The sequence below is a fragment of the Bradyrhizobium sp. USDA 4341 genome, from assembly GCF_054063755.1.
In genome coordinates this window covers 8,679,248-8,705,333 of the sequence record NZ_JBSSGO010000002.1, presented here as the reverse complement: position 1 = coordinate 8,705,333, position 26,086 = coordinate 8,679,248, and the positions used below count along the sequence as shown (strand labels likewise).

The window sequence follows — 26,086 nt, the reverse complement described above, 5'->3', positions numbered from 1 at the left end:
TGCTCACAGCTACCGAGCACACTGGGGCCACAGCGCGCTCGACAACTCAATCCTGGGGTTATGGGTCCCGGGTCGCGCTTCGCTTGCCCGGGACGACGGTGCGGATGGATCGTGCACCACTCCCCGTATTGTTTTTCCCGCGCGATGCCGCCACACTCCGCGCAACCAAAACAAGACGTCACGGGGGAAACATGTCCGACGCGCCGAAACTGAGCAACCTCGCCGACATGGTGCGCGACCGCGCCAGGAGCCGCGGCGATGCGCTGGCCTATGAGTTCGAGGGCCGGCAGACCAGCTTCGCCGAGTTCGACATCAAGACCAACCGCGTCGCCAACGCGCTGATCGCGATGGGCATCAAGAAGGGCGAGCGCATCGCCTATCTCGGCAAGAACAGCGACTTCTATTTTGAATTGCTGATGGGTGCGATGAAGGCCGGCGTGGTGATGGCGCCAGTGAACTGGCGCCTTGCAGCCCCCGAGGTCGCCTTCATCGTCGACGACTGTAAGGCTTCCGTCCTGTTCGTCGGTCCCGAGTTCATCACGCAGGCGCGCAACATTAGGGACAAGCTGCCCAGCGTCCGCACCGTCATCACCACCGAGGGCGGCGCGCCGGAATGGCCCGACTATCTCGCTTGGCGCGACGCGCAGAGCGGCGATGACCCGCGCGTTGCGATCGAGCCGAAGGACATCGCGATCCAGCTCTACACCTCGGGCACCACGGGCAAGCCGAAGGGCGCGATGCTGTCGCACGCCAACTTCCTCAACCTGGTGCAGAGCGGCAACGAGGCGGAGAAGCCGGAATGGAACCGGTGGACCACCGACGACGTCTCGCTGGTCGCGATGCCGATCTTCCACATCGGCGGCTCCGGCTGGGGCGTGATGGGGCTCTATCACGGCGCCCGCGGCGTGATCGCGCGCGAGTTCGATCCGACCAAGGTGCTCGACTTCTTCGAGCAATCCGGCATCACGAAACTGTTCATGGTGCCGGCGGCGATGCAGTTCGTGGTGCGGCAGCCACGCGCGCGGCAGGTCGACTTCTCGCGGCTGAAATACATGCTGTACGGCGCCTCCCCGATCCCGGCGGCGCTGCTGAAGGAGTGCATCGAGGTCTTCAAATGCGGCTTCGTGCAGATGTACGGCATGACCGAGACCACCGGCACCATCGTCGCGCTGCCGCCGGAGGATCACATCGAGGGGCTCGACCGCATGCGTTCCGCCGGCAAGGCGCTGCCCGGCATCGAGCTTGCGATCCTCGATCCGGACGGCAAGCCGCTGCCGCCGGGCGAAGTCGGCGAGATCGCCACCCGCTCCGGCTCCAACATGGCCGGCTACTGGAATCTGCCCGAGGCCACCGCGCGCACGATCGATAGCGACGGCTGGCTGCGCACCGGCGATGCCGGCTACATGGACAGTGACGGCTATCTCTACATCCACGACCGCATCAAGGACATGATCATCTCCGGCGGCGAGAACATCTACCCGGCCGAAGTGGAGAGCGCGCTGTGCGATCACCCTGATGTGGCGGAAGCCGCCGTGATCGGCATCCCCGACGACAAATGGGGCGAGGCGGTCAAGGCCGTGGTGGTGATGAAGCCGGGCAAGAGCGCGACCGCGACCGACATCATCAACTTCACCCGCGAGCGGATCGCCGGCTACAAGACGCCCAAATCGGTCGACTTCATCCCGGCGCTGCCGCGCAACCCGTCGGGCAAGATCCTCCGGCGCAGCCTGCGTGAACCGTATTGGGTGGGCAAGGACCGGCAGGTGAATTAGCTCTCTCTGTCGTCCCGGCGAAGGCCGGGACCCATAACCACCGTTGTTCATCGTCTAGCGACGCTGGGGCCACATCTCGTTCAATCAATAGCCGACTGTGGTTATGGGTCCCTGCTTTCGCAGGGACGACGCGGGAGGGAGTGTCGCGCATCAAGTCTTCTTCATCCTCTCCCGCAGCACGCGCCAGCGCTCCTGCGCCTCCACAGGCCACACCTCTCGCCGATCGTAATACTCCGCGAACACCTTGACGCCCGTCGGGAACGTCACCCAGGGCTGCTTCGACGACGTGAAGATGTGGACATCAGGCGGGCACTGGCTCGGATCATCCAGCGTGCCGACGCGGACGAAGCGCACCGCCGGTCCCGAGCCCGGATAATTGCTCCAGACCGCGACCTTGCAGCGCGGGCAGCGGGCGATCTTCTGGCCCTTGCCGCTTACCGACGGCGTGTCCACGATCTCGGGCTCGGCCGCGATGTGCTCGACCCGCTCGGCCTCGTACATCGCGTTGAGCGCGTGCACGGTGCCGGTCTCGCGCTGGCACCAGGTGCAGTGACAGGCGTGCACGATCAGCGGCCTGCCGTTGAGGCGATAGCGGACATTTCTGCAGGTGCATCCACCTTCCATGTCGTGCCGCCTCCTCTGCGTTAGTGCTTGCCGGCTCCCATGTAGCCGAACAGGAAGCCCGCTACCTTGCGCTTCTGGATTTCCTCGCTGCCTTCGGTGATGCGATAGCGGCGATGATGGCGGTAGATGTGCTCGAACGGCTTGTGGCGCGAATAGCCCATGCCGCCATGCACCTGCATCGCGCGGTCGGCGGCCTCGCAGCACAGACGGTTTGCCCAGAAATTGCACATCGAGACCCGGTCGGACAGCGTGTGCTCGACCTGCGCCTGGGTCAATTGATCCATTTCCCAGGCAGTCTTGCGGATCAACAGCCGCAGCATCTCGGCCTGGGTCGCAAGCTCGACCAGCGGCCACTGGATCGCCTGGTTCTCGGCCAGTGCCTTGCCGAACGGCTTGCGCTCGCGGGCATACTTCACGCTCTCGTTGATGCAATAGACTGCGGCGCCGAGCGAGCTTGCCGCCTGGCGGATCCGGTTCTCATGCACGAAGCATTGCGCCAGCGACAGACCGCGGCCGACCTCGCCGAACTGCGCATCCTCAGGCACGAACACGTCGGTGAAGCTGACCCGCGGATGATCGGTCGGCATGTTGAAGGTCCACATATACTCCTCGACCTTCACGCCCGCCGATTTCGCCGGCACCAGGAAGCAGCTGATGCCGCGGGCGTCGCCGTCATTGCCGGAAGTGCGGGCAAACAGCGCGCAGTGGGTCGCGACATGCATGCCGGTGGTCCACATCTTCTCGCCGTTGATGATCCAGCCCTTGACGTTGTCACGCGTCGCCGGCACCGCCCTGGTTTCCATATGGGTAGCGTCGGAACCGTGCTCGGGCTCCGTCAGACCAAACGTGATGCGGTACTTGCCGGTGATCGAGCCGTCGATCATCGCCTTCTGCTCGTCGGTTCCATAGCGGTCGAGCATGGTGACGATCGGCAGATTGCCGACGATCGAGTGCTCGTTCTGCAGATCGTTGTGCAGGCCGAGACCTTTCGAGGCAAAATGTTCGCGGATGACAGCCATCCAGAGGTTGGAGCCGTCCTTGCCGCCGTAACGCTTCGGGATCGCGAAGCGCAGATGGCCCGCTGCATCGGCCAGGTTCTTGACCTTGCGCAGCAAGAGCTCCCATTCACGGCGCGGCAGGCCGCCCTTGTCGAAGTCGGTGCGCGCCCATTCGCGGCGATGATCGAAGAAGCGGATGTTGTCGTCAGCCGCTTCCAGCGGCTTGATCTCGCGTTCGATGAAGCGATCGAGCTCGGCGAGATAGGCTGTCAGGTCAGCCGGCAGGTTGAAATCCAAGGCGGTCACTCCCGAAGATATTGTTGATTCTGGTTTTGCGTTTAGACGCTATCGCGCAGGCGCGTTCGGATCGATTAAGGTGAGAAGCGCGTGGCCAAGTCAAGCAGGCCGATGAGGCTTGCGCGCGCGGTCGCGTTGCGTAATTGGATGGCACGGAACGACGCGCAGACGGTAGGATATCAGCCATATTCTTCGCCGCAGAAAATCGACGGGAGCAAACATGGATCTGAAATTCTCCAAGGTGACGCGCAAGGGTCCCATCACCATCGTGACGCTGTCGCGGCCCGAGGTTTACAATGCGCTGCATATCGACGCGCATTTCGAGCTCAACAAGGTGTTCGACGACTTCTCCGCCGATCCCGAGCAGTGGGTCGCGATCGTCACCGGCGCCGGCGACAAGGCGTTCTGCGCCGGCAACGACCTGAAATGGCAGGCCGCCGGCGGCAAGCGCGGCTGGGACAAGGGCGGCTTTGCCGGGCTGACCACCCGCTTCGACTGCGACAAGCCGATCATCGCCGCCGTCAACGGCGTCGCGATGGGCGGCGGGTTCGAGGTCGCGCTGGCCTGTGACCTGATCATTGCCTCGGAGAATGCGACCTTCGCCCTGCCCGAGCCGCGCGTCGGCCTCGCCGCGCTTGCCGGCGGCCTGCAACGGCTGCCGCGCCAGATCGGGCTGAAGCGCGCCATGAGCATGATCCTGACCGCGCGCCATGTCAGCGCCAAGGAGGGGCTCGAGCTCGGCTTCGTCAACGAGGTGGTGCCGCAAGGTGAGGCGCTGGCCGCAGCCGAGCGCTGGGCCGAGACCATCGCCAAGAACTCGCCGATGTCGATCCGCGCCTCCAAGCAGGCGATCCAGAAGGGTCTTGAAGTCTCGCTGGAGGAGGCGCTGGCCGAGCAGCGCGAGTATCCGGCGGTGAAGGCGATGGCCGCTTCGCAGGATTACATCGAGGGCCCGAAGGCGTTTTCGGAGAAGCGCCCACCGAAATGGCTGGGGCGGTGAGCTAATCCCCTCTCCTGTCATTCCGGGGCGTCGCGAAGCGACGAGCCCGGAATCCATAACCACCATCGTGAGTATGGATTCCGGGCCTGCGCCTACCGGCGCATCCCGGAATGACGAACTCGGATATTTGCTACGCCTTATTCCCCAACTCCCTTTTATAGGACGCGTAGTTCGGCTGATCGACGGCGAGCTTGTCCATCGTGGTCTGCCAGAGATGCTCCGGCAGCCCCGCCGTCTTCAGGTCGAGCTCGCCGCTTGCGATCTTTTCCGACAGCGCGCGGTTCAGCTCCATCAGCGTGCCGTCCGCGCCGAGCAGCGCCTTCAGCCGCGCGGCCTCGGTCGCATCATCAGCCTCGGCGAGCGCGAGCTGCCGCGTCACCAGATCGAGCGCGTTGATGCCGACGCGCAGCTTGAAGCTATTGTGCCCCTTGATCGCGGGCGCGATCTCGTTGCGCAGGAAATCGGCGACGGCCTTGATCAGTTCGGTGGGTGTCGGTTCGTCCTGCATCTCAACGACCTCTCGGTACGAGTAGCCTAAGCAGATCGATCTCGGTCTCGGACGCACGCCGCCCGATCATCGCGCGCTCCATCGAGTGATCGGGGCCCAGGCGGAAGCGCTGCATCATGCCGCAGCACATCACGCCCCAGCGCAGCGTGCCCATCACTTCCCAGAACATAACGCGATCGGGATCGACCTTGCGGCCGGCCTCTGCATAGCCCGCGAACAAATCCTCGCGGGAGCCGAAGCCGCCGACCGGCTTGTCGATCTCGCCGAAGCGCCACGAATTGACGCAGATCCAGCCGAGGTCTTCCATGGGATCGCCGGTATGCGCGAGCTCCCAGTCGAGTACCGCGCGCACCCCGTCGGGGCCGATGATCAGATTGCCGTGACGGAAATCGCCGTGCACCAGCGTCACCTCGGACGACGGACCGGGATCGTGATCGCGCAGCCAGCGCAGCGCCAGCTCGAACACCGGCCGCGGCCAGTTGAAGCTGTGATACTCACGGGCGAGATCCTCGATCTCCTTGGTCGCCGTCAGGCTGCGCAGCTGAGGCAATTTTGCCTGCGGCAGGCCATGAATGCCGGCGATGACGCGGCCGAGCTGGCGGGCCAGGATCGGCCGCGCCTTGGCAAATTCCTCGTCGCGCAAAATTTTCCGCGCGATGGTCTCACCCTCGACCCGCGCCATGATGAAGCCGCGGCCGAGGCCGTCCTCCGGCCTCAAGACATGCATCACCTTCGGCGACGGCAGGCCCGCGTCATGCGCGAGCTGCATCAGCGTTGCCTCGGCGTCGAGGCCGGCGGCGCGGCCGGGCGCGGCACCGTAGCCCGGCGGCGCGCGGCGCAGGATCGCGCCGATATTGCCGTTCGGATGCACGATGTCGAACGTCCAGGTCTCCTGGCTGGCGCCGCCGGAGAGCTTTGCGGCGCCGGTGACGCCGGTGGCGCCTGGCAGGAACGAGGCGACGCAGCGGGTGAGTTCGGTCTCGATCATTTGCCCGTGAACTTCGCCGGCCGCTTCTCGAGGAACGCGGTGACGCCTTCCTTGAAATCCTCGGCGCGGCCCGCGATCCGCTGCGACTCGAATTCCAGATTGAGCTGATCCTCGAGGGTGTTTTCCGGGCTGTCCCAATAGAGCTTGCGGATCAGCGACAGCGCGACCGTCGGGCCGTTGGCGAGATCGTGCGCCAGCTTCATGGTCTCCTCCATCAGCGCGCCGTCGTCATAGACGCGATTGACGAGGCCCCATTCCAGCGCCTTCTCGGCCGGCAGCCGCTCGCCGAGCAGCGACAGCTCGACCGAGCGCGCCTTGCCGATCAGCCGCGGCAGCAGCCAGGTCGAGCCGCAATCCGGCACCAGGCCGATGCGGCGGAACGCCTGCAGGAAATACGACGAGCGCGCGCACAGGATGAGGTCGCCCATCAAGGCGAAGCTCATGCCGGCACCGGCGGCCGGACCGTTCACCGCGGTGACGATCGGACAGTGCAGCTTACGCAATCGACGCAGGAACGGATGGAACGCGGTCTCCAGCGCTGCGCCGGCGTTGCTCTTGCCGGGCTTCTGCTGCTGGTTACGGCCCTGCAGATTGGCGCCGGTGCAGAAGGCGCGGCCCGCGCCCGTGATCACCAGGCAGCGCACCTCGTCGCGCTTGTCGTCGATCGCATCGAGCGCCTCGGCAAGGCCGCCCAGCATGTCGATCGAGACCGCGTTCATGACTTCCTGATGGTCGAGTTTGAGGATCGCGACCGATCCGTCGAAGTCGAGCGTGACGTGTTTGAACTGCATGGTTTCCTCTTTACGTTGCTGCGGCGGTTGGTACCGCAGTAGGTCGATGCTTCGACCCCATATTTGATTTTTGTGCCGGGCTTGTCCATGGTCGGCAGCAAGCCCATCCGTGAACGCGTGATTAGCGCGCACCAAACCAAATGGAAACCCCAATGAGTGGCATCTTCGATCTCACCGGCCGCGTCGCTGTCATCACCGGCGGCAATGGCGGCATCGGCCTCGGCATCGCGCAGGCGTTGAACGCCGCCGGCTGCAACGTCGCGATCTGGGGCCGCAACGCGGAAAAAAACGCCAATGCCGCGGCCTCGATGAAGGCCGGACCCGGCAAGGTCGCAACCCAATTCTGCGACGTCACCGATCCCGGCTCGGTCAAGACCGCGATGAAGGCGACGCTCGACACCTTCGGCCGCGTCGACGGCTGCTTCGCCAATGCCGGCATCGGCGGCGGCGGACGCCGCTCCTTCATCGACCGCACCGAGGAGGAATGGCGCAGGATGTTCGCGACCAATCTCGATGGCGTGTTTCACGTATTCCAGGCTGCGGCACGCCACATGACCGAGCGCGCCGAGGCCGGCGACAAGTTCGGCCGGCTGGTCGCGACCTCGAGCCTCGCCTCGCTGTTCGGCACCGCGCGCAACGAGCACTATGCCGGCACCAAGGCCGCACTGAACGCGCTGTGCCGTGCGCTCGGCGTCGAGCTTGCCCGCCACGGCGTCACCGCAAATGCGATCCTGCCCGGCTGGATCAAGAGCGACATGACCGCCGGCATCATGGCCAACGACAAGTTCGTCGCCAATGTGATGCCGCGCATCCCGGTACGCCGCTTCGGCGAGCCGAGTGATTTCGGCGGCATCGCGGTCTACCTCATGAGCAAGGCGTCGTCCTATCATACGGCAGACTGCTTTGTAATCGACGGCGGGTACACGGCGTTTTGAGTTTCTGCGGCCGCCACGTTCACCACCGTCGTCCCGGCGAAGGCCGGGACCCATACGCTGCGGCGGACGTTGTGAACGGGACTCGTCATTCCAACGTCGCGCAACAACAACCAATTGTGGTTATGGGTCCCGGCCTGCGCCGGGACGACAGCGAGTGTGTTGCGCGGTCTGTGAGTCATACATCCGCATCCTCGCGGCGCTGACGCGTCCGAGTCTTGCGTCTACTTGCACCTCTTCCGAAGCAGAGGGCGGCCCGCAGGTCCCTCCGTCATTCCGAGGCGACGCAGCGTCGCTTCCGTCGCGGCAAAACTGCTGCTAAGCGTTCGAGCGGCAAGCACGCGACAAAGCGGCTTTGGTCAACAACAGGGAGGATATTTCAGATGTTTTCACACGTGATGGTTGGCACCAACGATCTGGACAAGGCCAAGGCGTTTTATGATGCGCTGCTCGGCACGCTCGATGTCCGGCCGGCCCGGGTCGACGGTCACCGCATTATGTACCTCACCAAGGCCGGCATTTTCATGGTTTCCAAACCGATCAACTGCGAACCGGCGACGCACGCCAATGGCGGCACGATCGGCTTCGCCTGCTCTTCGCCAGAGCAGGTCCACGCCTGGCACGCGGCCGGCATCGCCAATGGCGGCAAGACCTGCGAGGACCCGCCGGGCGTGCGCGAGGGCAATGGCATCAAGCTCTACCTCGCCTATTTGCGCGACCTCGACGGCAACAAGATCTGCGCAATGCATCGAATGACCTAGCCGGCGTCCGCTCGTCATGGCCGGGCTTGTCCCGGCCATCCGCGTCTTCGTTATGTGGAAGCCAAAACGTGGATGCCCGGCACAAGGCCGGGCATGACGAGTGTGCGGAAAGACGGCGTTCAAACAACGTTTGAAACGCCGTCGCGATATTCCGCGATGCGGTAGGGGTGATCGGAAAATCGGTACTCGCGCTTCGCGCCGCACGCGTTTATTGTCCGCCGCGAAACGCGCCTTCGCGACGGGAGAAACGACAATGAAGCATGCCTATGTGCCGCGCACGACGAACTACACGCTCAATCCGGGCGACGAGCTCAACGACCTCCGCATGTCGGAAAAGGTCCGTCCGCTCTACGACCATGTGAAGCAGTTCATCCGCGACACCGTCGACCCGATGTCGGTCGAGTTCTATCGCGCCGGCGAGAAGAAGTCCGACCGCTGGAGCTTCACGGCGGAGCAGCTCGCGATCCTGCAGAAGGCCAAGGACAAGGCCAAGGAAGTCGGTCTCTGGAACTTCTTCCTGCCCGACGCCGAAACCGGCGACGGCCTCAACAACCTCGACTACGCCTATATCGCCGCCGAGCTCGGCAAGAGCCCGTTGGCCTCCGAGACGATGAACTGCTCGGCGCCCGACACCGGCAACATGGAAGTGCTGGAGCGCGTCGGCACCAAGGCGCAGAAGGAGAAGTGGCTAAAGCCGCTGCTCAACGGCGAGATCCGCTCGGCCTATGCGATGACCGAGCCGAACGTCGCCTCCTCCGACGCCAAGAACATCTCGACCACCGCAAAGCTGGTCGGCGACGAGTGGGTGATCAACGGCGAGAAGTATTACATCTCCGGCGCCGGCGACCCGCGCTGCAAGATCATGATCGTGATGGTGAAGACCAATCCCGACGCGGCGCCGAGCAAGCAGCAGTCGCAGATCCTGGTGCCGATCGACACCCCCGGCGTCGAGATCCTGGGCCCGATGCACGTGTTCGGCCATGACCATGCGCCGCGCGGCCACATGCATCTGCGCTTCAACAATGTGAAGGTGCCGAAGGAGAACATGCTGCTCGGCGAAGGCCGCGGCTTCGAGATCTCGCAGGTCCGCCTCGGACCGGGCCGCATCCATCACTGCATGCGCACCATCGGCAAGGCCGAGAAGGCGCTCGACATGATGGTGCAGCGCGGTCTCACCCGCGAAGCGTTCGGCAAGAAGATCGCCCATCTCGGCGGCAATATGCAGATCATCGCCCAGGCGCGCTGCGAGATCGAGGCGATGCGGCTGATGGTGTTGAAGGCGGCCAAAGCGATGGACGTGCTCGGCAACAAGGAAGCCCGCGTCTGGGTTTCGATGGTCAAGGCCATGGTGCCCGAGCGCGCCTGCAAGGTGATCGACCAGGCGATCCAGATGCACGGTGCCACCGGCATCTCGCAATGGTCGCCGCTCGGCGAAATGTACCAGGACGTCCGCCATCTGCGCTTCGCCGACGGTCCGGACGAGGTGCACTGGATGGTGGTCGGCCGCCACGAACTGAGCATGACGTAAGCTTGTCGTCTCCTCCCCGCGTGCGGGGAGACGAACAAGCGGAATCGTAGGGCGGGTTAGCGCAAGCGTAACCCGCCTTTTGCTTTCTTGTCCGCTCGCGGCGGGTTACGCTTCGCTAACCCGCCCTACGTTTTCGGACACCCCATGGAATATTCCCCAAGCAACCTCACCCAGCGCGAACGCTACAAGGTGCTAACCGCCTTCGTGCTGCCGCGGCCGATCGCCTGGGTGACGAGCCTGGGCGCGGACGGCGTGGTCAACGCGGCGCCGTTCTCGTTCTTCAACGTGTTCTGCGAGGACCCGCCGCTCTGCATGTTTGCGGTCAACCGAAGGCCGGACGGTCGCGAGAAGGACACGCTGGTCAATATCCAGCGCCTGGGCGAGTTCGTGGTCAATCTCACCGACGAGCCCTTGGCCCGCGGGATGCACGAGACCTCAGGCGATTTCCCGCCCGAGATCGGCGAGCCCGACTATCTCGGCCTGAAGCTCGCGCCCTCAAGCAGGATCGCGGTGCCCCCGGCTTGCCGACGCGCCTTTCGCGATGGAGTGCAGGACCTGGAAGCTTATCGACGTCAACGGCGACCGCCAGCTGATCATGGGCGAAGGCATCCACTTCCACATCCGCGACGAATTGTGGGATCGTGACGCGATGCGCGTCCATATGGAGCGCTACCACCCGATCGGCCGCATGTTCGCCGACCGCTATTGCCGCACCGACGACCGCGTGGTGTTTCCCGTGGCCGAGGGCGCAAAGAAGAAATAGGACAAGACAATGAACGAAGCATTCCACGACAACCCGGCACAGAGCCGGTTCGAACTCGCCGTCGATGGCGCAACCGCCTTCGTGGTCTACCGCAAGACGCCGGATACGATCACGCTGGTTCACACCGAGGTGCCGCCGGAGCTCGGCGGCCGCGGCATCGGCTCAAAACTCGCCCGCGCGACGCTCGATGCCGTCCGCGCGCAGAACATCAAGCTCGTCGTGAAGTGCGAGTTCATCCAGGGCTTCATGAAGAAGCATCCGGAGTACGACGATCTGCTGGGGTGACGCGCCGATGCGTAGGGCGGGTGAGCCGACCACGTCCGCCGTAGCTCAACGAGCGAAGGCGGAAGGCGTAACCCGCCGGTCTCACCCGCGCACAACGGCGGATTACGCTTCGCCAATCCGCCCTACGAGCTGCGGAGCTACGACGCCGCCGGCTCGCCGATCTTGTCCTGCGTCCTGGTGTCGAAATCGCCGGCGTCGTGCCGCTCATGCAGCTGGCTCGACGGCTCGCCCCAGGTGCGGTTGACCATGCGGCCGCGCTTCACCGCGGGCCGCGCCGCGATCGCGTCGGTCCAGCGTTGCACGTTCTTGTAATCCTGCACCGAGAGGAATTCGCCGCCACCATAGAGCAGGCCCTTGGCGAGGCTGCCATACCAAGGCCACACCGCCATGTCGGCGATGGTGTAGACGTCGCCCGCGAGATATTCGTTGTCGGCGAGCCTGCGGTCGAGCACGTCGAGCTGCCGCTTCACCTCCATCGCAAAGCGATCGATGGCGTATTCGATCTTGGTCGGCGCATACGCATAGAAGTGCCCGAAGCCGCCGCCGAGATAGGGCGCCGAGCCCATCTGCCAGAACAGCCACGAAAAGGTTTCCGCGCGGGTCTTGACGTCGGTTGGCAGGAACGCGCCGAACTTTTCCGCGAGGTAGACCAGGATCGAGCCCGACTCGAACACCCTGATCGGCTCCGGCCCGCTGCGGTCCATCAGGGCCGGGATCTTCGAATTCGGATTGACCGCAACGAAGCCGCTGCCGAACTGGTTGCCGTCGATCTTGATCAGCCAGGCGTCGTACTCCGCGTCCTTGTGGCCGGCCGCGAGCAGCTCTTCCAGCATCACGGTGACCTTGACGCCGTTCGGCGTCGCCAGCGAGTAGAGCTGCAGCGGATGACGACCGACCGGCAATTCCTTGTCATGGGTGGGACCGGCGATCGGCCGGTTGATGCTGGCGAAGCGTCCGCCGCTTTCCTTGTTCCAGGTCCAGACTTTCGGCGGCTCGTAGGCAGAGGTGTCAGTCACGTCGTTGGCTCCCGGTTCATGTTCTTCCAAGGTGGCGCGGCGGCCGCCGGCCCCATCCCCATGTCCGCACTAGATGGTGCGCACACTGCGCTTTGCCCACCCCGCGCGATCGCATTTTCTACCTTGCGGAATGCGTCGCGAGGGATGCAGCCAGAGCAGCGCCTGCACGCAAGATCGCCGTAGTGGAAACCAGCTTGGCTTGACCATCCGTGATGCGCTAGCGTCGCGGAAGCCTGATGCCAACAAGCACAAAAAACGGCTGCCGGGAGAAAACCAGTCCATGAAATCACCGATCTGCGACATGCTGGGAATTGAATTCCCCCTGCTCGCTTTCAGCCATTGCCGCGACGTTGTCGCGGCGGTCAGCCGCGCCGGCGGCTTCGGCGTGTTCGGCGCGACCCGGCACCTGCCGGAGACGCTGGAGCAGGAACTGAAATGGATCGACGATCACGTCGACGGCAAGCCCTACGGCGTCGACGTGCTGATTCCAGAAAACATCTCGACCGCGGGTGAGAAGAACGTCACCTGGAAGAGCCTCGAGAAGCGGGTCTCGCAGGAGCATCGCGATTTCACCCGCGATCTCCTGAGGAAATACAACATCGAGCTCACGACGGAGAGCGTTGCCGACAACCAGCCGCAGCCGTTCGACGCCGAGACTGCGCTGCAATTGCTCGAGGTCTCGTTCCGCCATCCGATCCGGCTGATCGCCAACGCGCTCGGCGTGCCGCCGAAGGCGATGATCGAGATGGGCCGCAAGCACGGTGTGCCGGTGGCGGCGCTGGTCGGCTCCAAGGAGCACGCGCTGCGCCAGGTCGCGGCCGGCATCGACATCCTGGTCGCGCAGGGCACCGAGGCCGGCGGCCATTGCGGCGAAGTCTCGACCATGGTGCTGGTCCCCGAGGTGATCAAGGCGGTCAGGAAGATCCGCGACGTGCCGGTGCTCGCCGCCGGCGGCATCATGACCGGCAGCCAGATGGCGGCCTGCATGGCGATGGGCGCGGCCGGCGCCTGGACCGGCTCGGTGTGGCTTGCGACCGTAGAGTCGGAAACCTCGGAGATCTTCCGCGAGAAGATGATCGCGGCCTCCTCGCGCGACGCCATCCGCTCCAAGGGCCGAACCGGCAAGCCGGCGCGGCAGCTCCGCTCGGTGTGGACCGACGCCTGGGACCGCTCGCCGGACAGCCCCGGCGCGCTGCCGATGCCGCTGCAAAGTATCATCAGCCGCGACGCCTTCAACGCCATCGACCGCGCGGCTGCAGCCGGCAACGAGAAGGCGCGCGATCTCGTCAGCTACTTCGTCGGCCAGGGTGTCGGCCTGGTCGACAGCGTGAAGTCGGCGGGCACCGTGGTGCAGGAGTTCAAGGAAGATTTCGTCGAAGCCGTCGAGCACATGAACGCGCTGGTGGCCGAATGACGGCCCTCTCCGCCGTCATTGCGAGCGAAGCGAAGCAATCCATCTCGCCCCGGCGGAGGGATGGATTGCTTCGTCGCTTCGCTCCTCGCAATGACGACCAAATAGCCATCGAGCCCAATACCTCAGAGTGAAGCAACAAGAATGTCGAACAGCATCCCCGAAGACCGCATTCCCGTCATCGTCGGCGTCGGCGAGATCGTCGATCGTCCCAAGGACATCGCCGCCGGCCTCGAGCCGCTTGCCCTGCTGGAAGAGGCACTGAAGCGCGCCGAGGCCGACAGCGGCGCAAAACTGCTCTCCGATGTGCAGTCGCTCGACGTCGTCAACTTCCTGAGCTGGCGCTACCGCGATCCCGAGAAGCAGCTGGCACAGCGGCTCGGCATTGCGCCGGCGCATCTCTATTACGGCCCGGTCGGCGGCGAGAGCCCGATCCGTTACCTGCATGAGGCGGCACAGCGCATCGCGCGCGGCGAATGCAGTGTCGCCGCGGTGTGCGGCGCGGAGGCGCAGTCGACCGCGACCAAGGCGCAGCGCGCCGGCCTCACACTGCCGTGGACGCCGTTCGCGCACGACGTGGAGGAGCCGAAGCGCGGCGCCGCATTCCAGAAGCCACTTGCCGTTGCGCTCGGCGTGTTCCGGCCGATCACGGTCTATCCGCTCTATGAGTCCGCGACCTCAGCGCATTGGGGCCAGACGCCGCGCGAGGCGCTGAAGGAATCCGGCGAGCTGTGGTCGACCTATGCGCGGGTTGCCGCCGACAATCCGAACTCGTGGCTCAAGAAGCGCTTCAGCGGCGACGAGATCACCACGGCGACACCGGACAACCGGATGATCGCCTGGCCCTACACCAAGCTGATGGTGGCGAACCCGACGGTGAACATGGGCGGCGCGCTGATCCTGACCAGCCTCGCCAAAGCGCGCGCGGCCGGTGTGCCCGAGGACAAACTGATCTATCCGCTCGGCGGCGCCTCGGCGGAAGAGCCGCGCGACTATCTGATCCGCGACCAGTTCGTCGAGAGCCACGCACAGAATGCGGTGCTGAAGGCGGTGATGGATCTCGTCGGCGGCAGGAAGTTCGATGCGATCGAGCTCTATAGCTGCTTCCCCTGCGTGCCGAAGATGGCGCGCCGGACGCTCGGCTTGGGCGGCGACGTGCAGCCGACAGTGACGGGTGGGCTGACGTTCTTCGGCGCGCCGCTCAACACCTACATGACGCATTCGGCCTGCGCGATGGTGCGCAAGCTGCGCAACGGCGGCACGCTCGGCCTGCTCTACGGCCAGGGCGGCTTCGTCACCAAGCACCATGGCCTCGTGCTGTCGCGCGCGGCGCCGACGGTCGCGCTCGAGCAGGAGACCAGCGTGCAGGCGGAGGCCGACCGCAACCGCCGCAACGTGCCCGACTTCACTGCGGAGGCGACAGGGAAAGGCAAGGTCGAGGCCTTCACCGTGATCTATCGCGCCAATGGCGAGGTCGAGCACGGCGTCACCATGCTGCGCACCGAAGACGGCCGCCGCACGCTCGGCCGCATCCCGGCGAGCGACACGGCAACGCTAACGTATCTGCAGAACCTCGACCGAACGCCGGTCGGCACCACGGGCAACATCGTCACCGCCGGCGACGGCGTGCGGGAATGGCGGGTGGGGTGACAATTCCTGCCGCGCCACAAAATCCGCCGTCATCCTGAGGTGCGAGCGGAGCGAGCCTCGAAGGAAGGGCTGCGAACACCGTCGTGATCCATCCTTCGAGGCGCGCAAGGGCGCGCACCTCAGGATGACGGCAGAGCAAGCGGCTTGAGGTTACGGTCAGGAACGAGCTTACCTGTCCGCCTTACCCCTTCACATCCTGCTTTTCCGACGCCGTCGTCGGCTTGCCCTTGGCGCCGGCGCCGGTGACGCGGACATGGTCGCCGTCGGCAAGGCCGTCCGGCGGGGCGGTGATGATGCGGTCGTCGGGGGCGAGGCCCGAGGCGATCTCGATCTCCTTGCCGAGGTCGCGGCCGATCTTCACGGTCTTGAACAGCACCTTGTCATCGGGGCTGACGGTTGCGACCCGCAGGCCGTTGCTGTTGAAGATCAGCGCGCTGGCGGGAATGCTGAGCGGCGCGGCCTCGCGCTGCAAATTGAGCTTCACGCTGGCATAGCTGCCCGGCATCAGCTCGCCGGAGGAGTTTTCGAGCCCGAGTTGCATCCGCGTCGTGCCGGAGGCGACATCGACCGCCTGCGAGGAGGCTTCCACCGTCGCCTGGAATGTGCGGTTCGGGTAATCCGGCATCACCAAGGAGGCCTTGGCGCCGATCTTGATCGCCGGAACGTAGTTCTGCGGCACGTTGACGTAGACGCGCAGCTTGGTGATGTCCGAGATCGTGAACATCGCGGGACCCGAGTTGCCGCCGGCATTGATCAGCGCGCCGACGTCGGTGTCGCGCGAGGTCACCACGCCGTCGAACGGCGCCGTGATCTTCTTGTAACCGGCGAGCGCTTCCAGCCGCTCGACATTGGCCTGGCCGGACCTGACCGCACCGTTCTTGTTGGAGAGGTCGGCGGTGCGCTCGTCGATCTCCTGGGCGGAGACGAAGTTCGAGGCGACCAGCGTCTTGCGCCGGGTCAGCGTCGCCTCGGAGAGCTTGGCTGAGGCCTGGGCGCTGGCGAGATCGGCGCGCGCCTGCAGCAATTGCTGGTCGAGGTCGGGCGCCTCGATCTCGGCGATCACCTGGCCGGCCTTGACGCGGGCGCCGATGTCGGCGTCCCAGTTCTTGAGATAGCCGGACACCCGGGCGAAGATCGGTGCGCGGGAATAGGCCTCGAGCCGGCCCGGCAGGTCGATCGTGGGGCTCAGCGCCTTGGCGTTCGGCAACGCCACGGCGACGGTCGGAATGGCCTGGTCGTCGGTCCATTCCTTCAGCCTTGTGTCCTGCTCCTCACGGGCGCGGATGCCGGTGCCGACGATCAGCCCGGCGCCGACCAGTGCAACCACGCCGAATATGCCCAATTTCCGGCGAGACACCGGTGGGCGCTGTTCAGTGGGCTGCATGCGGAATCTCCGATGAGGCGGCGGCTTTGGCGCCTTGCTTCTTGTGTACCATACTGAATACCACGGGAACAAACATCAGCGTCGCGAAGGTTGCAAAGATCAGGCCGCCGATCACGGCGCGGCCCAGCGGCGCGTTCTGCTCGCCGCCCTCGCCGAGCCCCAGCGCCATCGGCGCCATGCCGATGATCATGGCGAGCGCCGTCATCAGCACCGGGCGGAAGCGGACAAACCCGGCCTCCAGCGCGGCCGCGACGGGATCGCCGAGTTCCTCATAGCGCTCGCGGGCAAAGCTGATCACGAGCACGCTGTTGGCGGTCGCGACGCCCATGCACATGATGGCGCCGGTGAGTGCCGGAACCGACAGCGTGGTCTGGGTCGTGAACAGCATCCAGACGATGCCGGCAAGTGCTGCGGGCAGCGCCGTGATGATCACGAACGGATCCGACCAGGACTGGAAGTTCACCACGATCAGGAAGTAGATCAAGACGACCGCGCCGAGCAGGCCGAACAAGAGGCCGGTGAAGGCCGAGTTCATGGTCTGCACCTGGCCAAGCAGCACGACCGAAGAGCCCTTCGGCACTTCCTTGGCGGTGTCGGCGATGAGCTGGCGCACGTCGGTTGCGACGCCGCCGAGATCGCGGCCTTGCGTCGTGGCATAGATCTGCACCAGCGACTGGATGTCGTATTGCGAGACCACCGCGCTCGAGGTCGCGCGCTTGATGTCGGCAATGCCGCCGAGGATCGGCGCCTGGGTGTTGCCGGTCGCGGTGATCGGCAGCGTCTGCAGCGCGCTCAGCGAGTCGATCTGATATTGCGGCGTCTGCATCACGATCGAATAGGACACGCCGTTATCGGGATTGAGATAGTAGGTCGGCGCGACTTGCGAGGAGCCGGCGAGGTTGACGACCAGCGAGTTGGTGACGTCGCGCTCCGTCAGGCCAACATATTGCGCGCGGGTGCGGTCGACATCGATGTTGAAGGTCGGGTTGTTCGGCGACTGCTGGATCCGCGCATCGGCGATGCCGGGGATGCGCTTGATCTTGGCCAGCAGCTTGTTGGCGTAGGCAAAGTTGGCGTCGAGGTTGGCGCCGCGGATCTGCAGATCGATCGGCGCCGGCGCGCCGAAGTTCAGGATCTGGCTGACGATGTCGGCCGGCAGGAACGCGAAGCTGGTGCCCGGGAACAGCCGCGGCAATTGCTCACGCAGCGTGCGGACATGCTGCTCGGTCGGCTTGTGGCCTTCCTTCAGGCGGATCTGGATGTCGCCGTCCTGCGGACCGATCACGCCGGTGTTGTTGTAGGTCATGTTGATACCGGAGATCGGCATGCCGATGTTGTCGGTCATGGTCTCGATCTCGCCGGGGACCAGCTTGCGGATCGCCTTCTGGATGTCGGCGAGCTGGTTGGCGGTCTCCTCGACGCGGGTGCCGACCTGGGTACGGACATGCATCAGGATGTTGCCGGCATCGACCGACGGGAAGAAGTTGCGCCCCAGGAACGGCACCAGGAGGAACGAGACGGCGACGACCGCGAGGAAGCCGCCGACGAACACCGTGCGGTGACCGAGCGCCATCGCGAGCAGGTCGCGATAGCCGCCGCGAATACGCTCGAACCGCGCCTCGAAGCCGCGCTGGAACCAGACCAGCGGATTGCGCGATTTCGGCGGCGCGCCCTCGTGATGCACATGCGCCTGCAGCAAATAGTTCGCCATGGTCGGCACCAAAGTGCGCGACAGGATGAACGACCAGATCATCGCGAACATGACAGCTTCGGCCATCGGCACGAACAGGAAGCGCGCCACGCCGGTCAGGAAGAACATCGGCACGAACACGATGCAGATACAGAGCAGCGAGACGAAGGCCGGCGTCACGATCTGGTTGGCGCCGTCGAGGATCGACTGCTCAACCGGCTTGCCCTGCTCGAGATGGTAGTTGATGTTCTCGATCGTCACCGTGGCGTCGTCGACCAGAATGCCGACCGCGAGCGCGAGGCCGCCGAGCGTCATGATGTTCAGCGTCTCGCCGATCAGGGACAGCATGATGATGGCCCCGAGCACCGACAGCGGGATCGACACCGCGATGATGACGGTCGAGCGCCAGCTGCCGAGGAACAACAGGATCATCACGCTGGTGAGCAGCGCGGCGATCACGCCTTCGAAAGCGACGCCGGTGATCGCGCCGCGGACGAACACCGACTGGTCGCCGATGAAGCCGATCTTCAGCGCGTCCGGCATCTGGTCCTTGACGTCGATCACCTTCTGCTTGATGCCGGAGATGATATCGAGCGTCGAGGTCGCGCCGGCCTTCAGCACCATCATCAACACTGAGCGGTTGCCGTCGACATGGACGATGTTGGTCTGCGGCGGGTTGCCGTCGCGGACGGTGGCGACGTCACGCACATAGACCATTGCGCCGTTGACCTGTTTGATCGGCAGGTCGCCGAGTTCCTCCATCCGAAGCGGCGAGTTGTTCAGGTTTACGGTGTATTCGAAATTGCCGATCTTCTGCGTGCCGACGGGCGTGATCAGGTTCTGCGCCGCGAGCGTGTTGGCGACGTCCTGGCCGGACAGGCCGCGCGCCTGCAGCGCGGTCGAATTGAGATCGATCTGGACCTGGCGCTGCTTGCCGCCGAACGGATACGGGATCGCAGCGCCAGGCACCGTGACCAGCGGCGTGCGCAGCTGGTTGATGCCGATGTCGGCGAGGTTCTGCTCGGTCAGGCCTTCGCCCGACAATGCGACCTGGATGATCGGAACCGTCGAGGCGCTGTAGTTCAGGATCAGCGGCGGCGTCGCGCCCGGCGGCATCTGCTTGAGCAGGGTCTGCGAAATTGCGGTGACCTGCGCGTTGGCGGTGCGGATGTCGACATTGGGCTGGAAGAAGATTTTGATGATGCCGAACCCGTTATACGAGTTGGCGGTGATGTGCTCGATGTCGTTGACCGTCGTGGTCAGCGCGCGCTGGAACGGCGAAGTAATGCGGCCGGCCATCTGGTCGGGCGGCAGACCGGTGTACTGCCAGACCACGCCGATCACGGGGATACGGATGTCGGGAAAGATGTCGGTCGGCGTGCGCAGCGCCGCGAGCGGTCCGATGATCAAGAGCAGGATCGCGAGCACGACGAAAGTATATGGCCGGCTCAGCGCGATACGGACCAGTGCGATCATAAAAGCAGCATTCCCGAAATGAAGCCCGCCCCGGGCAGAGGAATCGACATTGCAAAAGCCGTTCCGCAGCGGCCGATTTACCCGATGACGGGCAAAACGCCAACCTGCGGAGCCACGGCGGCCTTCACTTCCTTGGCATAGTACGTGAAGCCGTGCGCTCCGATCGGGTACGCCGGACGCGGTGCCGCCGATCGCGCTCGTATCATCGTCAAAAAAGAGACGCCTCTGCTGCGAATATGCGCTGGCCGAGCACGCCGTTTCGGCCGTCACGAGGCTAGCGCATCGCTGCTCTGCGAAAATGTAAAGCGTGGTGGGCCGGCCGGCTCACCACGCCGGGATCGGTTGCCCCGACAACTATGTCTGTATGGCCGAACCGGCGGCGCCGGATCAGGCGGCGCGGACGGCGTTGAGGAACTTGCCGACTTCGAGCTTGAGGCGGCTGCTGTCGCCCGAGAGCGACTGCGCCGCCGAGAGCACCTGGGTCGACGCCGAGCCGGTCTCATTGGCGCCGTGCTGCACGTCGGTAATGTTGGCCGAGACCTGCTGGGTGCCCTGGGCCGCCTGCTGCACGTTTCGGGATATTTCTTGCGTCGCCGCGCCCTGCTCCTCGATCGCGGCGGCAATGGCGGACGAGATCTCCGACAGCCGCTCGATGGTCGAGCCGATGGCGCGGATCGCGGTCACGGAGTCCTCGGTCGCAGCCTGGATGCCGGACACCTGCTGGCCGATCTCTCCGGTCGCCTTTGCGGTCTGCTCCGCGAGTGCCTTCACCTCCGAGGCCACGACTGCGAAGCCACGTCCGGCATCGCCGGCGCGCGCCGCCTCGATGGTGGCGTTCAGCGCCAGCAGATTGGTCTGGCCGGCGATGGTGTTGATCAGCTCGACCACGTCGCCGATCCGGGCGGCAGCCTTCGACAGCTCCCCGACCCGGTCATTGGTCGCACGGGCCTGGTTGACGGCGTCGCCCGCCATCCGCGCCGATTCCTGCACCTGCCGGCTGATCTCGTTGACCGAGGATGACAGTTCTTCGGTTGCGGACGCCACCGACTGGACGTTGGTGGTGGCTTCCTCCGAGGCAGCGGCGACGGTGGTGGCAAGGTTTTGCGAGCGCTCGGCGGTCGAGGTCAGGGTGGTCGCCGACGCTTCCAGCTCGGTCGAGGCGGATGCGACGGTCTCGACGATCTCACCGACCGCGCGCTCAAAGCCATCGGCCAGCTGCAGCATGTCGGTGCGGCGCTGTGCGGCGGCGCGCGCTTCGATTTCCTTCTGCTCGCGCTCCATCCGCACCTTGGCAAGGCCGTTGTCCTTGAACACAAGCGCGGTCTTGGCGACGTCGCCGACCTCATCGCGACGATCGGTGCCGTGCACCGGGATGTCATATTGGCCATTGGCAATCTGCTGCAGCATCGCGACGACGGAACGGATCGGCTTCGCGACACCGTATTGTCCGACGACGAAGCCGAACAGCAACCCGAGCAGGACCCCCGAAGCAGCAAGCAGGATCAACAGCTCCGAGGTCGATACGTATTCCTGCTCATTGGCCTTGACGTTGTCCCTGACCCGCTCGTCCTGGCGGTCAGCGACGGCCCGAACCCTGGCCTGAAGCTCTTCCGCGGCCGCGCGGCTCTTCATCGCGACGTCGCGCAGTTTCTCGGCGGACTGGGTCAGGTCGACCGCCTTCGCGCTGTCGACCGCGTCAAGCGTCTGCTTGAGCTGGGCCCGATAGGCCGACAGCGCCGATCGCACGCCGGGCAGCAGCGCGATGGTTTGCGGGTCCTGCGTCTTGCTGATCGTGGCGAGGCGCTCCTCGAGCGACTTGAACTGCTCATCGATCAGCGATCGTGCCGCAAGCCGGTTCTCGTCGCGCGGATCGAGCGCGCTGCGGAATTCGGCGCGATTGATCGCGAGCACGTTCTGGTTGGCCTCAGCCGACAGCAATGCGCGTTCCGCAGCGCGCGCGGTGACGATGCCGCGTTCGCTGAGTGATTTCAACGAGGAGATCCCGAGATAGGCGAGCATCCCGGCGATGATCGAGAGACCGCCCACAATCGCCAGTATCTTCGTGAGAATGCGGAATCTCGCCAGGAACATCATCCGGTGCCTCGTTGGGAATGGATTTCGCGATTCTTGCGGGTGGTCGCGTCGCGCCACAGCAGGTTACCGCGCGCGGAACTACGGTTCGTTAATCACACATACAGTGGAACTACTGAGCACCGCATCCAGGCAATGAAAAATGCCCGGCCTTTCGACCGGGCATTGTTCGATTGTCAGAAATGCGGCCGGCGTCAGGCCGCGCGGACGGCGTCGAGGAATTTGCCGACCTCGAACTTGAGGCGATTGCTGTCACCCGAGAGCGACTGTGCCGCCGACAGCACCTGGGTCGAAGCCGAGCCGGTTTCGTTGGCGCCATGCTGCACGTCGGTGATGTTGGCCGAGACCTGCTGGGTGCCCTGCGCCGCCTGCTGCACGTTGCGGGAAATCTCCTGCGTCGCCGCGCCCTGCTCTTCGACCGCGGCGGCAATGGTGGAGGAGATCTCCGACAGCCGTTCGATGGTCGACGAGATTTCCTTGATCGCGCCGACCGACTCCTGGGTCGCGGTCTGGATGCCGGCGATCTGCTGACCGATCTCGCCGGTGGCCTTCGCGGTCTGCTCGGCCAGCGCCTTCACCTCGGACGCCACGACCGCGAAGCCGCGGCCGGCTTCACCGGCGCGCGCCGCCTCGATGGTGGCGTTCAGCGCCAGCAGATTGGTCTGGCCGGCAATCGTGTTGATCAGTTCGACGACGTCGCCGATGCGCGCGGCGGCCTTCGACAACTCGCTGACGCGATCGTTGGTGGTGCGCGCCTGGCCGACGGCATCGCCCGCCATCCGCGCCGACTCCTGCACCTGGCGGCTGATCTCGGTCACCGACGACGACAGCTCTTCGGTCGCCGACGCCACCGACTGCACGTTGGTCGAGGCCTCCTCGGACGCAGCGGCAACCGAAGTGGTTAGTTCCTGCGACCGCCGTGCGGTCGATGACAGCGTGCTGGCCGAGGCTTCGAGCTGGGTCGAGGCCGACGACACGGTCTGCACGATCTCACCGATCATCTGCTCGAAATTGCGGGTGATGGTATCGACCCGGCGGCCGCGCTCGATCTTGGCTTCCGCGTCGGCGGCGGCGGCCTCATCGGCGGCCTTCTTCGCGACCAGGGCCTCCTTGAACACCTGCAATGTGTCGGCCATGGCACCGATCTCGGTCTTCTCGCCCCGATGCGGCACTTCCGCGGTCAGGTCACCGCGGCCGAGCGCCTGCATCGGGCTCACGATCGAGGCGATGCCCGACGAGATGTCGCGGACCGTGTAGAGGCTGACGCCGACCGCGATCAGGATGGCAAAGCCGAGGATCGCCGCCACCATGATCAGGGCCGAGCTGTAATTGTTCGCAGCGTCCTGCGCGGCCTTGTCGGCACCGGCGTTGTTGAAGTCGATGTCCTTGTTCAGGATCTCGTCCGCCTCGAGACCGATCTTGTTCACGACCTTGGTGTTGAGCTCGTGCGCCTCATGCGGAAGCTTGCCGGCTTCCTTGCGCGACAGGCTCATCACCTCCTCGGTGCCCTTGCGGTACTTGTCCCAGGTGTCGGACCACTGCCGGTAGAGCGCCCGCTCTTCGGGTGAAGTGATCATCGGCTCGTACTTGACCCGCGTCTTGGCGGTCATCTCGACGACGCTGGCGAGTGTCTTTTCGGCCGCCTGCTTCTCCTCGAGCGTTTCCGAGAGCATGTGCTCGCGGATCACGTTGCGATAGGTGATGACCCCGGCGCGCAGCTCGCCGAGCACGCGCACGCTCGGCAACCAGTTGGTCGTGATGTCGACGGTGCTGGCGTTGATCGCCCGCATATTCCAGACTGCAAGCAGGCCCATGCCCGTCAGCGCGACGAGCAGGAACGCAACCGCGGCAATGATCTTGGCCCGGATCGAGAATTTGGCGAACATCGTGGGGTCTCTTGGGTGCCGGGCTCGCGAGGCCCGTTCGTGCGGAAAGAAGACTGATGGCGCGGCGGTGCGCCGCAGATATCAAAGCCAGCCCCCCTCCTTAAGTAGGGTTAATTTGCTTCACCGTTGAACTACGGAGATATCAGTCATCAGCCCGACATGATGCGCGACAGGCGCATCAAGGCATCAATGCCAGCGCGTCCGAGAAGAACTCCGGCCCGCCGAAATTGCCTGATTTCAGGGCAAGCACCATCTCGCTTTTTCCAGCACCGACCGCGCGCAGAACCGGCACGCCCGCAGCGATTTCCGCCCCGACCAGGAATCCCGGGATACCCAGGCGATCGACCACGGCGCCTGAAGTTTCACCACCGGCGACAACCAGCCTGTGCACACCCGACCGCACCAGCCCTTCCGCGAGGTCGGCCATCGCCTGCTCGATCGCATGTCCGGCTGCATCACGGCCATGACGGGATTGCAGAGCCGCCACCTCGTCCGGAGTCGAACTGCTGGCGATCAGGATTGGCCCCGCCCCGAGCCGCTCTTTGGCCCAGGCGAGCGCGCGCTGCGCCTCGTCCCTGCCGGCGATCACCCGCTCGGGGTCGAGGTGCAGGACCGGCATCACCTTCTCGGCGCTGGCGATCTGGCGCAGGGTCGCCTGCGAGCAACTGCCGGCGAGGCAGGCTGCCGGCCCGCCGATCGCAGCGCTGGTCACGGCATTCACTTCAGCCGATTTGGCCTTGCCTGCGGCGACCAGCGCCCGCGCCAATCCAAGCCCGATGCCGGAGGCGCCGACCGAGAGACCGTGATCCAGCGCCACCTGCCCGATGGTTTCGAGGTCGCGGTCGAACACCGCGTCGACAATCGCAGCGCCGATGCCGCTGCGCGCAAGCTCGGCGAGCCGCGCCCGAACGGCCTCGGTGCCGCGGCTCAGCGTCGCCAGATCGACCAGGCCGATCTTGGTCGTGCTCTGGCGCGCCAGCACGCGGACCAGATTGGAATCATGCATCGGGTTGAGCGGATGGTCCTTCAACGGGCTCTCGTTCAGCGGCACCGGACCGACGAACAGATTGCCCTGGTAGACGGTGCGGCCGGTTTCCGGGAAAGCCGGCGTCACCAGCACGATATTGTCTTTGGAGTCGGCGCGCAGCGCGTCCATCACCGGACCGATATTGCCGGCATCGGTGGAATCGAAGGTCGAGCAGATCTTGAACAGGACGTGCCCGGCGCCGCGGCCGCGCAGCCAGCTCTCCGCGGCGCGCGAACGCGTCACGGCGAGGCCGGCCTCGATCGAGCGGCTCTTCAGCGACACCACGACGGCGTCGACCTCCGGCAGCGCGAGATCGTCGGCGGGCACGCCGATGGTCTGCACCGTGCGCAGACCGGCGCGGGTCAGCGTGTTGGCGAGGTCGGAGGCGCCGGTATAGTCGTCGGCGATGCAACCGAGTGCGAGTGTCACGGCTTCACTCCGGCATAGGGCTTGAACCAGGCGAGACCGTCGGTGGTCTTGCCGCGCGGATTGTATTCGCAGCCGACAAAGCCGGCGTAACCGAGCCGGTCGAGCTCGTCGAACAGGAACGGATAGTTCAGCTCCTCGCCGTCGGGCTCGTTGCGCGAGGGGATCGAGGCGATCTGGACGTGGCCAATGATCGACATCATCTCGCGCAGCCGCATCGTGACGTCGCCATGGATGATCTGGCAGTGATAGATGTCGAACTGCAGCTTCAGGTTCGCTATCTTCAGCTCGTTGATCAGGTCGCGCGCGAAGATGAAGTCGTTGAGGAAGTAGCCGGGCACGTTGCGCGGATTGATCGGCTCGATCACGACGTCGAGGCCGTGCGGCGCGAAGAACTCGGCGGCATGCGCGACCGATTTGCGAAACGCAGCGACCGCCCTGGCATCGCTGCGGTCGGCGATCCCGGCCATCAGATGCACGCGCTTGACGCCGGTCGCCTGCGCATAAGGTAGCGCGGTCTTTAGGCTCGCTTGCAAATCGGCGAAACGATCGGGCAGCGCGGCAAATCCCTTCTCGCCGGCGTTCCAGTCGCCCGGCGGCAGGTTGAACAGCGCCTGCGTCAGCCCGGCGGCCTTCAGCCGCTTGCCGACCTCCTCGGCCGGATGGTCGTACGGAAACAGGAACTCGACCGCGGTGAAGCCCGCTTTCGCCGCCGCCTCGAAGCGGTCGAGGAACGGGACCTCGTTGAACATCATGGTGAGGTTGGCGGCAAAGCGGGGCAT

The 26,086-nt window shown here is 65.1% G+C and carries 20 protein-coding genes and 1 pseudogene; 9 read left to right on the top strand and 12 right to left on the bottom strand.

The annotated features are described in order from the left end of the window. Positions 1-191 precede the first annotated feature (191 nt). Complete coding sequence (locus tag ACVIGB_RS46555; protein WP_456724202.1) at positions 192-1,772, top strand: fatty acid--CoA ligase; 1,581 nt, start codon at positions 192-194, stop codon at positions 1,770-1,772. A gap of 150 nt (positions 1,773-1,922) precedes the next feature. Here the strand turns inward: ACVIGB_RS46555 and ACVIGB_RS46550 are convergent, their stop codons facing one another. Both ACVIGB_RS46550 and ACVIGB_RS46545 read right to left on the bottom strand, forming a co-directional pair. Next, the gene (locus ACVIGB_RS46550) at positions 1,923-2,396 is read right to left on the bottom strand and encodes a GFA family protein (RefSeq protein ID WP_456724203.1); all 474 of its coding nucleotides are present in this window, start codon (positions 2,394-2,396) and stop codon (positions 1,923-1,925) included. 20 nt (positions 2,397-2,416) lie between these two features. Beyond that, complete coding sequence (locus ACVIGB_RS46545) at positions 2,417-3,691, bottom strand: acyl-CoA dehydrogenase family protein (RefSeq protein ID WP_456724204.1); 1,275 nt, start codon at positions 3,689-3,691, stop codon at positions 2,417-2,419. A 220-nt stretch (positions 3,692-3,911) separates the two neighbouring features. On the opposite strand from ACVIGB_RS46545, the gene ACVIGB_RS46540 reads away from it, so the two are divergent. Beyond that, the gene (locus tag ACVIGB_RS46540; RefSeq protein ID WP_456724205.1) at positions 3,912-4,691 is read left to right on the top strand and encodes an enoyl-CoA hydratase-related protein; all 780 of its coding nucleotides are present in this window, start codon (positions 3,912-3,914) and stop codon (positions 4,689-4,691) included. A 130-nt stretch (positions 4,692-4,821) separates the two neighbouring features. On the opposite strand, the gene ACVIGB_RS46535 is transcribed toward ACVIGB_RS46540, so the two are convergent. Genes ACVIGB_RS46535 through ACVIGB_RS46525 form a run of 3 tightly spaced genes read right to left on the bottom strand, consistent with a single transcriptional unit; the run spans position 4,822 to position 6,978 of the window. Beyond that, positions 4,822-5,199 carry a DUF6285 domain-containing protein gene (locus ACVIGB_RS46535; RefSeq protein ID WP_456724206.1) on the bottom strand — a complete coding sequence of 126 codons (378 nt, stop codon included), beginning with the start codon at positions 5,197-5,199 and terminating at the stop codon, positions 4,822-4,824. Position 5,200: 1 nt separating this feature from the next. Then, the gene (locus tag ACVIGB_RS46530) at positions 5,201-6,187 is read right to left on the bottom strand and encodes a phosphotransferase family protein (RefSeq protein ID WP_456724207.1); all 987 of its coding nucleotides are present in this window, start codon (positions 6,185-6,187) and stop codon (positions 5,201-5,203) included. Continuing rightward, the gene (locus ACVIGB_RS46525) at positions 6,184-6,978 is read right to left on the bottom strand and encodes an enoyl-CoA hydratase/isomerase (protein ID WP_212311161.1); all 795 of its coding nucleotides are present in this window, start codon (positions 6,976-6,978) and stop codon (positions 6,184-6,186) included. The genes ACVIGB_RS46530 and ACVIGB_RS46525 overlap by 4 nt, the downstream gene beginning before the upstream one ends. A 152-nt stretch (positions 6,979-7,130) precedes the next feature. Here ACVIGB_RS46525 and ACVIGB_RS46520 point away from each other — a divergent pair, with 152 nt between their 5' ends. The 5 genes and pseudogenes from ACVIGB_RS46520 (at position 7,131) to ACVIGB_RS46500 (ending at position 11,247) form a co-directional block, all read left to right on the top strand. Beyond that, the gene (locus ACVIGB_RS46520; protein ID WP_092125065.1) at positions 7,131-7,913 is read left to right on the top strand and encodes an SDR family NAD(P)-dependent oxidoreductase; all 783 of its coding nucleotides are present in this window, start codon (positions 7,131-7,133) and stop codon (positions 7,911-7,913) included. Positions 7,914-8,293: 380 nt separating this feature from the next. Further along, on the top strand, positions 8,294-8,671 hold the full coding sequence (locus ACVIGB_RS46515) for a VOC family protein (RefSeq protein ID WP_456724208.1): 378 nt from the start codon (positions 8,294-8,296) through the stop codon (positions 8,669-8,671). A gap of 253 nt (positions 8,672-8,924) precedes the next feature. Further along, positions 8,925-10,199, top strand: a complete 1,275-nt coding sequence (locus tag ACVIGB_RS46510) for an acyl-CoA dehydrogenase family protein (RefSeq protein ID WP_456724209.1) — start codon at positions 8,925-8,927, stop codon at positions 10,197-10,199. A gap of 144 nt (positions 10,200-10,343) precedes the next feature. Continuing rightward, positions 10,344-10,962, top strand: a pseudogene (locus ACVIGB_RS46505) (flavin reductase family protein). A 9-nt stretch (positions 10,963-10,971) separates the two neighbouring features. Further along, a complete protein-coding gene (locus ACVIGB_RS46500) occupies positions 10,972-11,247 on the top strand; it encodes a GNAT family N-acetyltransferase (RefSeq protein ID WP_456724210.1) in 276 nt (91 codons plus the stop codon). Between the two features lie 137 nt (positions 11,248-11,384). Here ACVIGB_RS46500 and yghU read toward each other — a convergent pair whose 3' ends face one another. Beyond that, the gene (yghU, locus tag ACVIGB_RS46495; protein ID WP_456724211.1) at positions 11,385-12,263 is read right to left on the bottom strand and encodes a glutathione-dependent disulfide-bond oxidoreductase; all 879 of its coding nucleotides are present in this window, start codon (positions 12,261-12,263) and stop codon (positions 11,385-11,387) included. A gap of 280 nt (positions 12,264-12,543) precedes the next feature. Between yghU and ACVIGB_RS46490 the strand changes: the two genes are divergently transcribed. Together ACVIGB_RS46490 and ACVIGB_RS46485 are read left to right on the top strand one after the other, a co-directional pair. Continuing rightward, positions 12,544-13,677 (top strand): nitronate monooxygenase, encoded by a 1,134-nt coding sequence (locus ACVIGB_RS46490; protein ID WP_456724212.1) that lies wholly within the window; start codon positions 12,544-12,546, stop codon positions 13,675-13,677. 141 nt (positions 13,678-13,818) lie between these two features. Next, the gene (locus ACVIGB_RS46485; RefSeq protein ID WP_456724213.1) at positions 13,819-15,324 is read left to right on the top strand and encodes an acetyl-CoA acetyltransferase; all 1,506 of its coding nucleotides are present in this window, start codon (positions 13,819-13,821) and stop codon (positions 15,322-15,324) included. A gap of 181 nt (positions 15,325-15,505) precedes the next feature. On the opposite strand, the gene ACVIGB_RS46480 is transcribed toward ACVIGB_RS46485, so the two are convergent. From ACVIGB_RS46480 to otnI, 6 genes are all read right to left on the bottom strand, one after another. Beyond that, on the bottom strand, positions 15,506-16,708 hold the full coding sequence (locus tag ACVIGB_RS46480) for an efflux RND transporter periplasmic adaptor subunit (RefSeq protein WP_456724214.1): 1,203 nt from the start codon (positions 16,706-16,708) through the stop codon (positions 15,506-15,508). Then, the gene (locus ACVIGB_RS46475; RefSeq protein WP_456724215.1) at positions 16,695-19,874 is read right to left on the bottom strand and encodes an efflux RND transporter permease subunit; all 3,180 of its coding nucleotides are present in this window, start codon (positions 19,872-19,874) and stop codon (positions 16,695-16,697) included. Before ACVIGB_RS46475 ends, ACVIGB_RS46480 begins: the two co-directional genes overlap by 14 nt. A 387-nt stretch (positions 19,875-20,261) precedes the next feature. Beyond that, positions 20,262-21,968 carry a methyl-accepting chemotaxis protein gene (locus ACVIGB_RS46470; protein ID WP_456724216.1) on the bottom strand — a complete coding sequence of 569 codons (1,707 nt, stop codon included), beginning with the start codon at positions 21,966-21,968 and terminating at the stop codon, positions 20,262-20,264. 191 nt (positions 21,969-22,159) lie between these two features. Further along, positions 22,160-23,851 (bottom strand): methyl-accepting chemotaxis protein, encoded by a 1,692-nt coding sequence (locus ACVIGB_RS46465; RefSeq protein WP_456724217.1) that lies wholly within the window; start codon positions 23,849-23,851, stop codon positions 22,160-22,162. 178 nt (positions 23,852-24,029) lie between these two features. After that, a complete protein-coding gene (gene otnK, locus ACVIGB_RS46460) occupies positions 24,030-25,307 on the bottom strand; it encodes a 3-oxo-tetronate kinase (RefSeq protein WP_456724218.1) in 1,278 nt (425 codons plus the stop codon). Next, positions 25,304-26,086, bottom strand: coding sequence for a 2-oxo-tetronate isomerase (gene otnI, locus ACVIGB_RS46455; protein ID WP_456724219.1), 783 nt, complete (start codon positions 26,084-26,086; stop codon positions 25,304-25,306). Before otnI ends, otnK begins: the two co-directional genes overlap by 4 nt.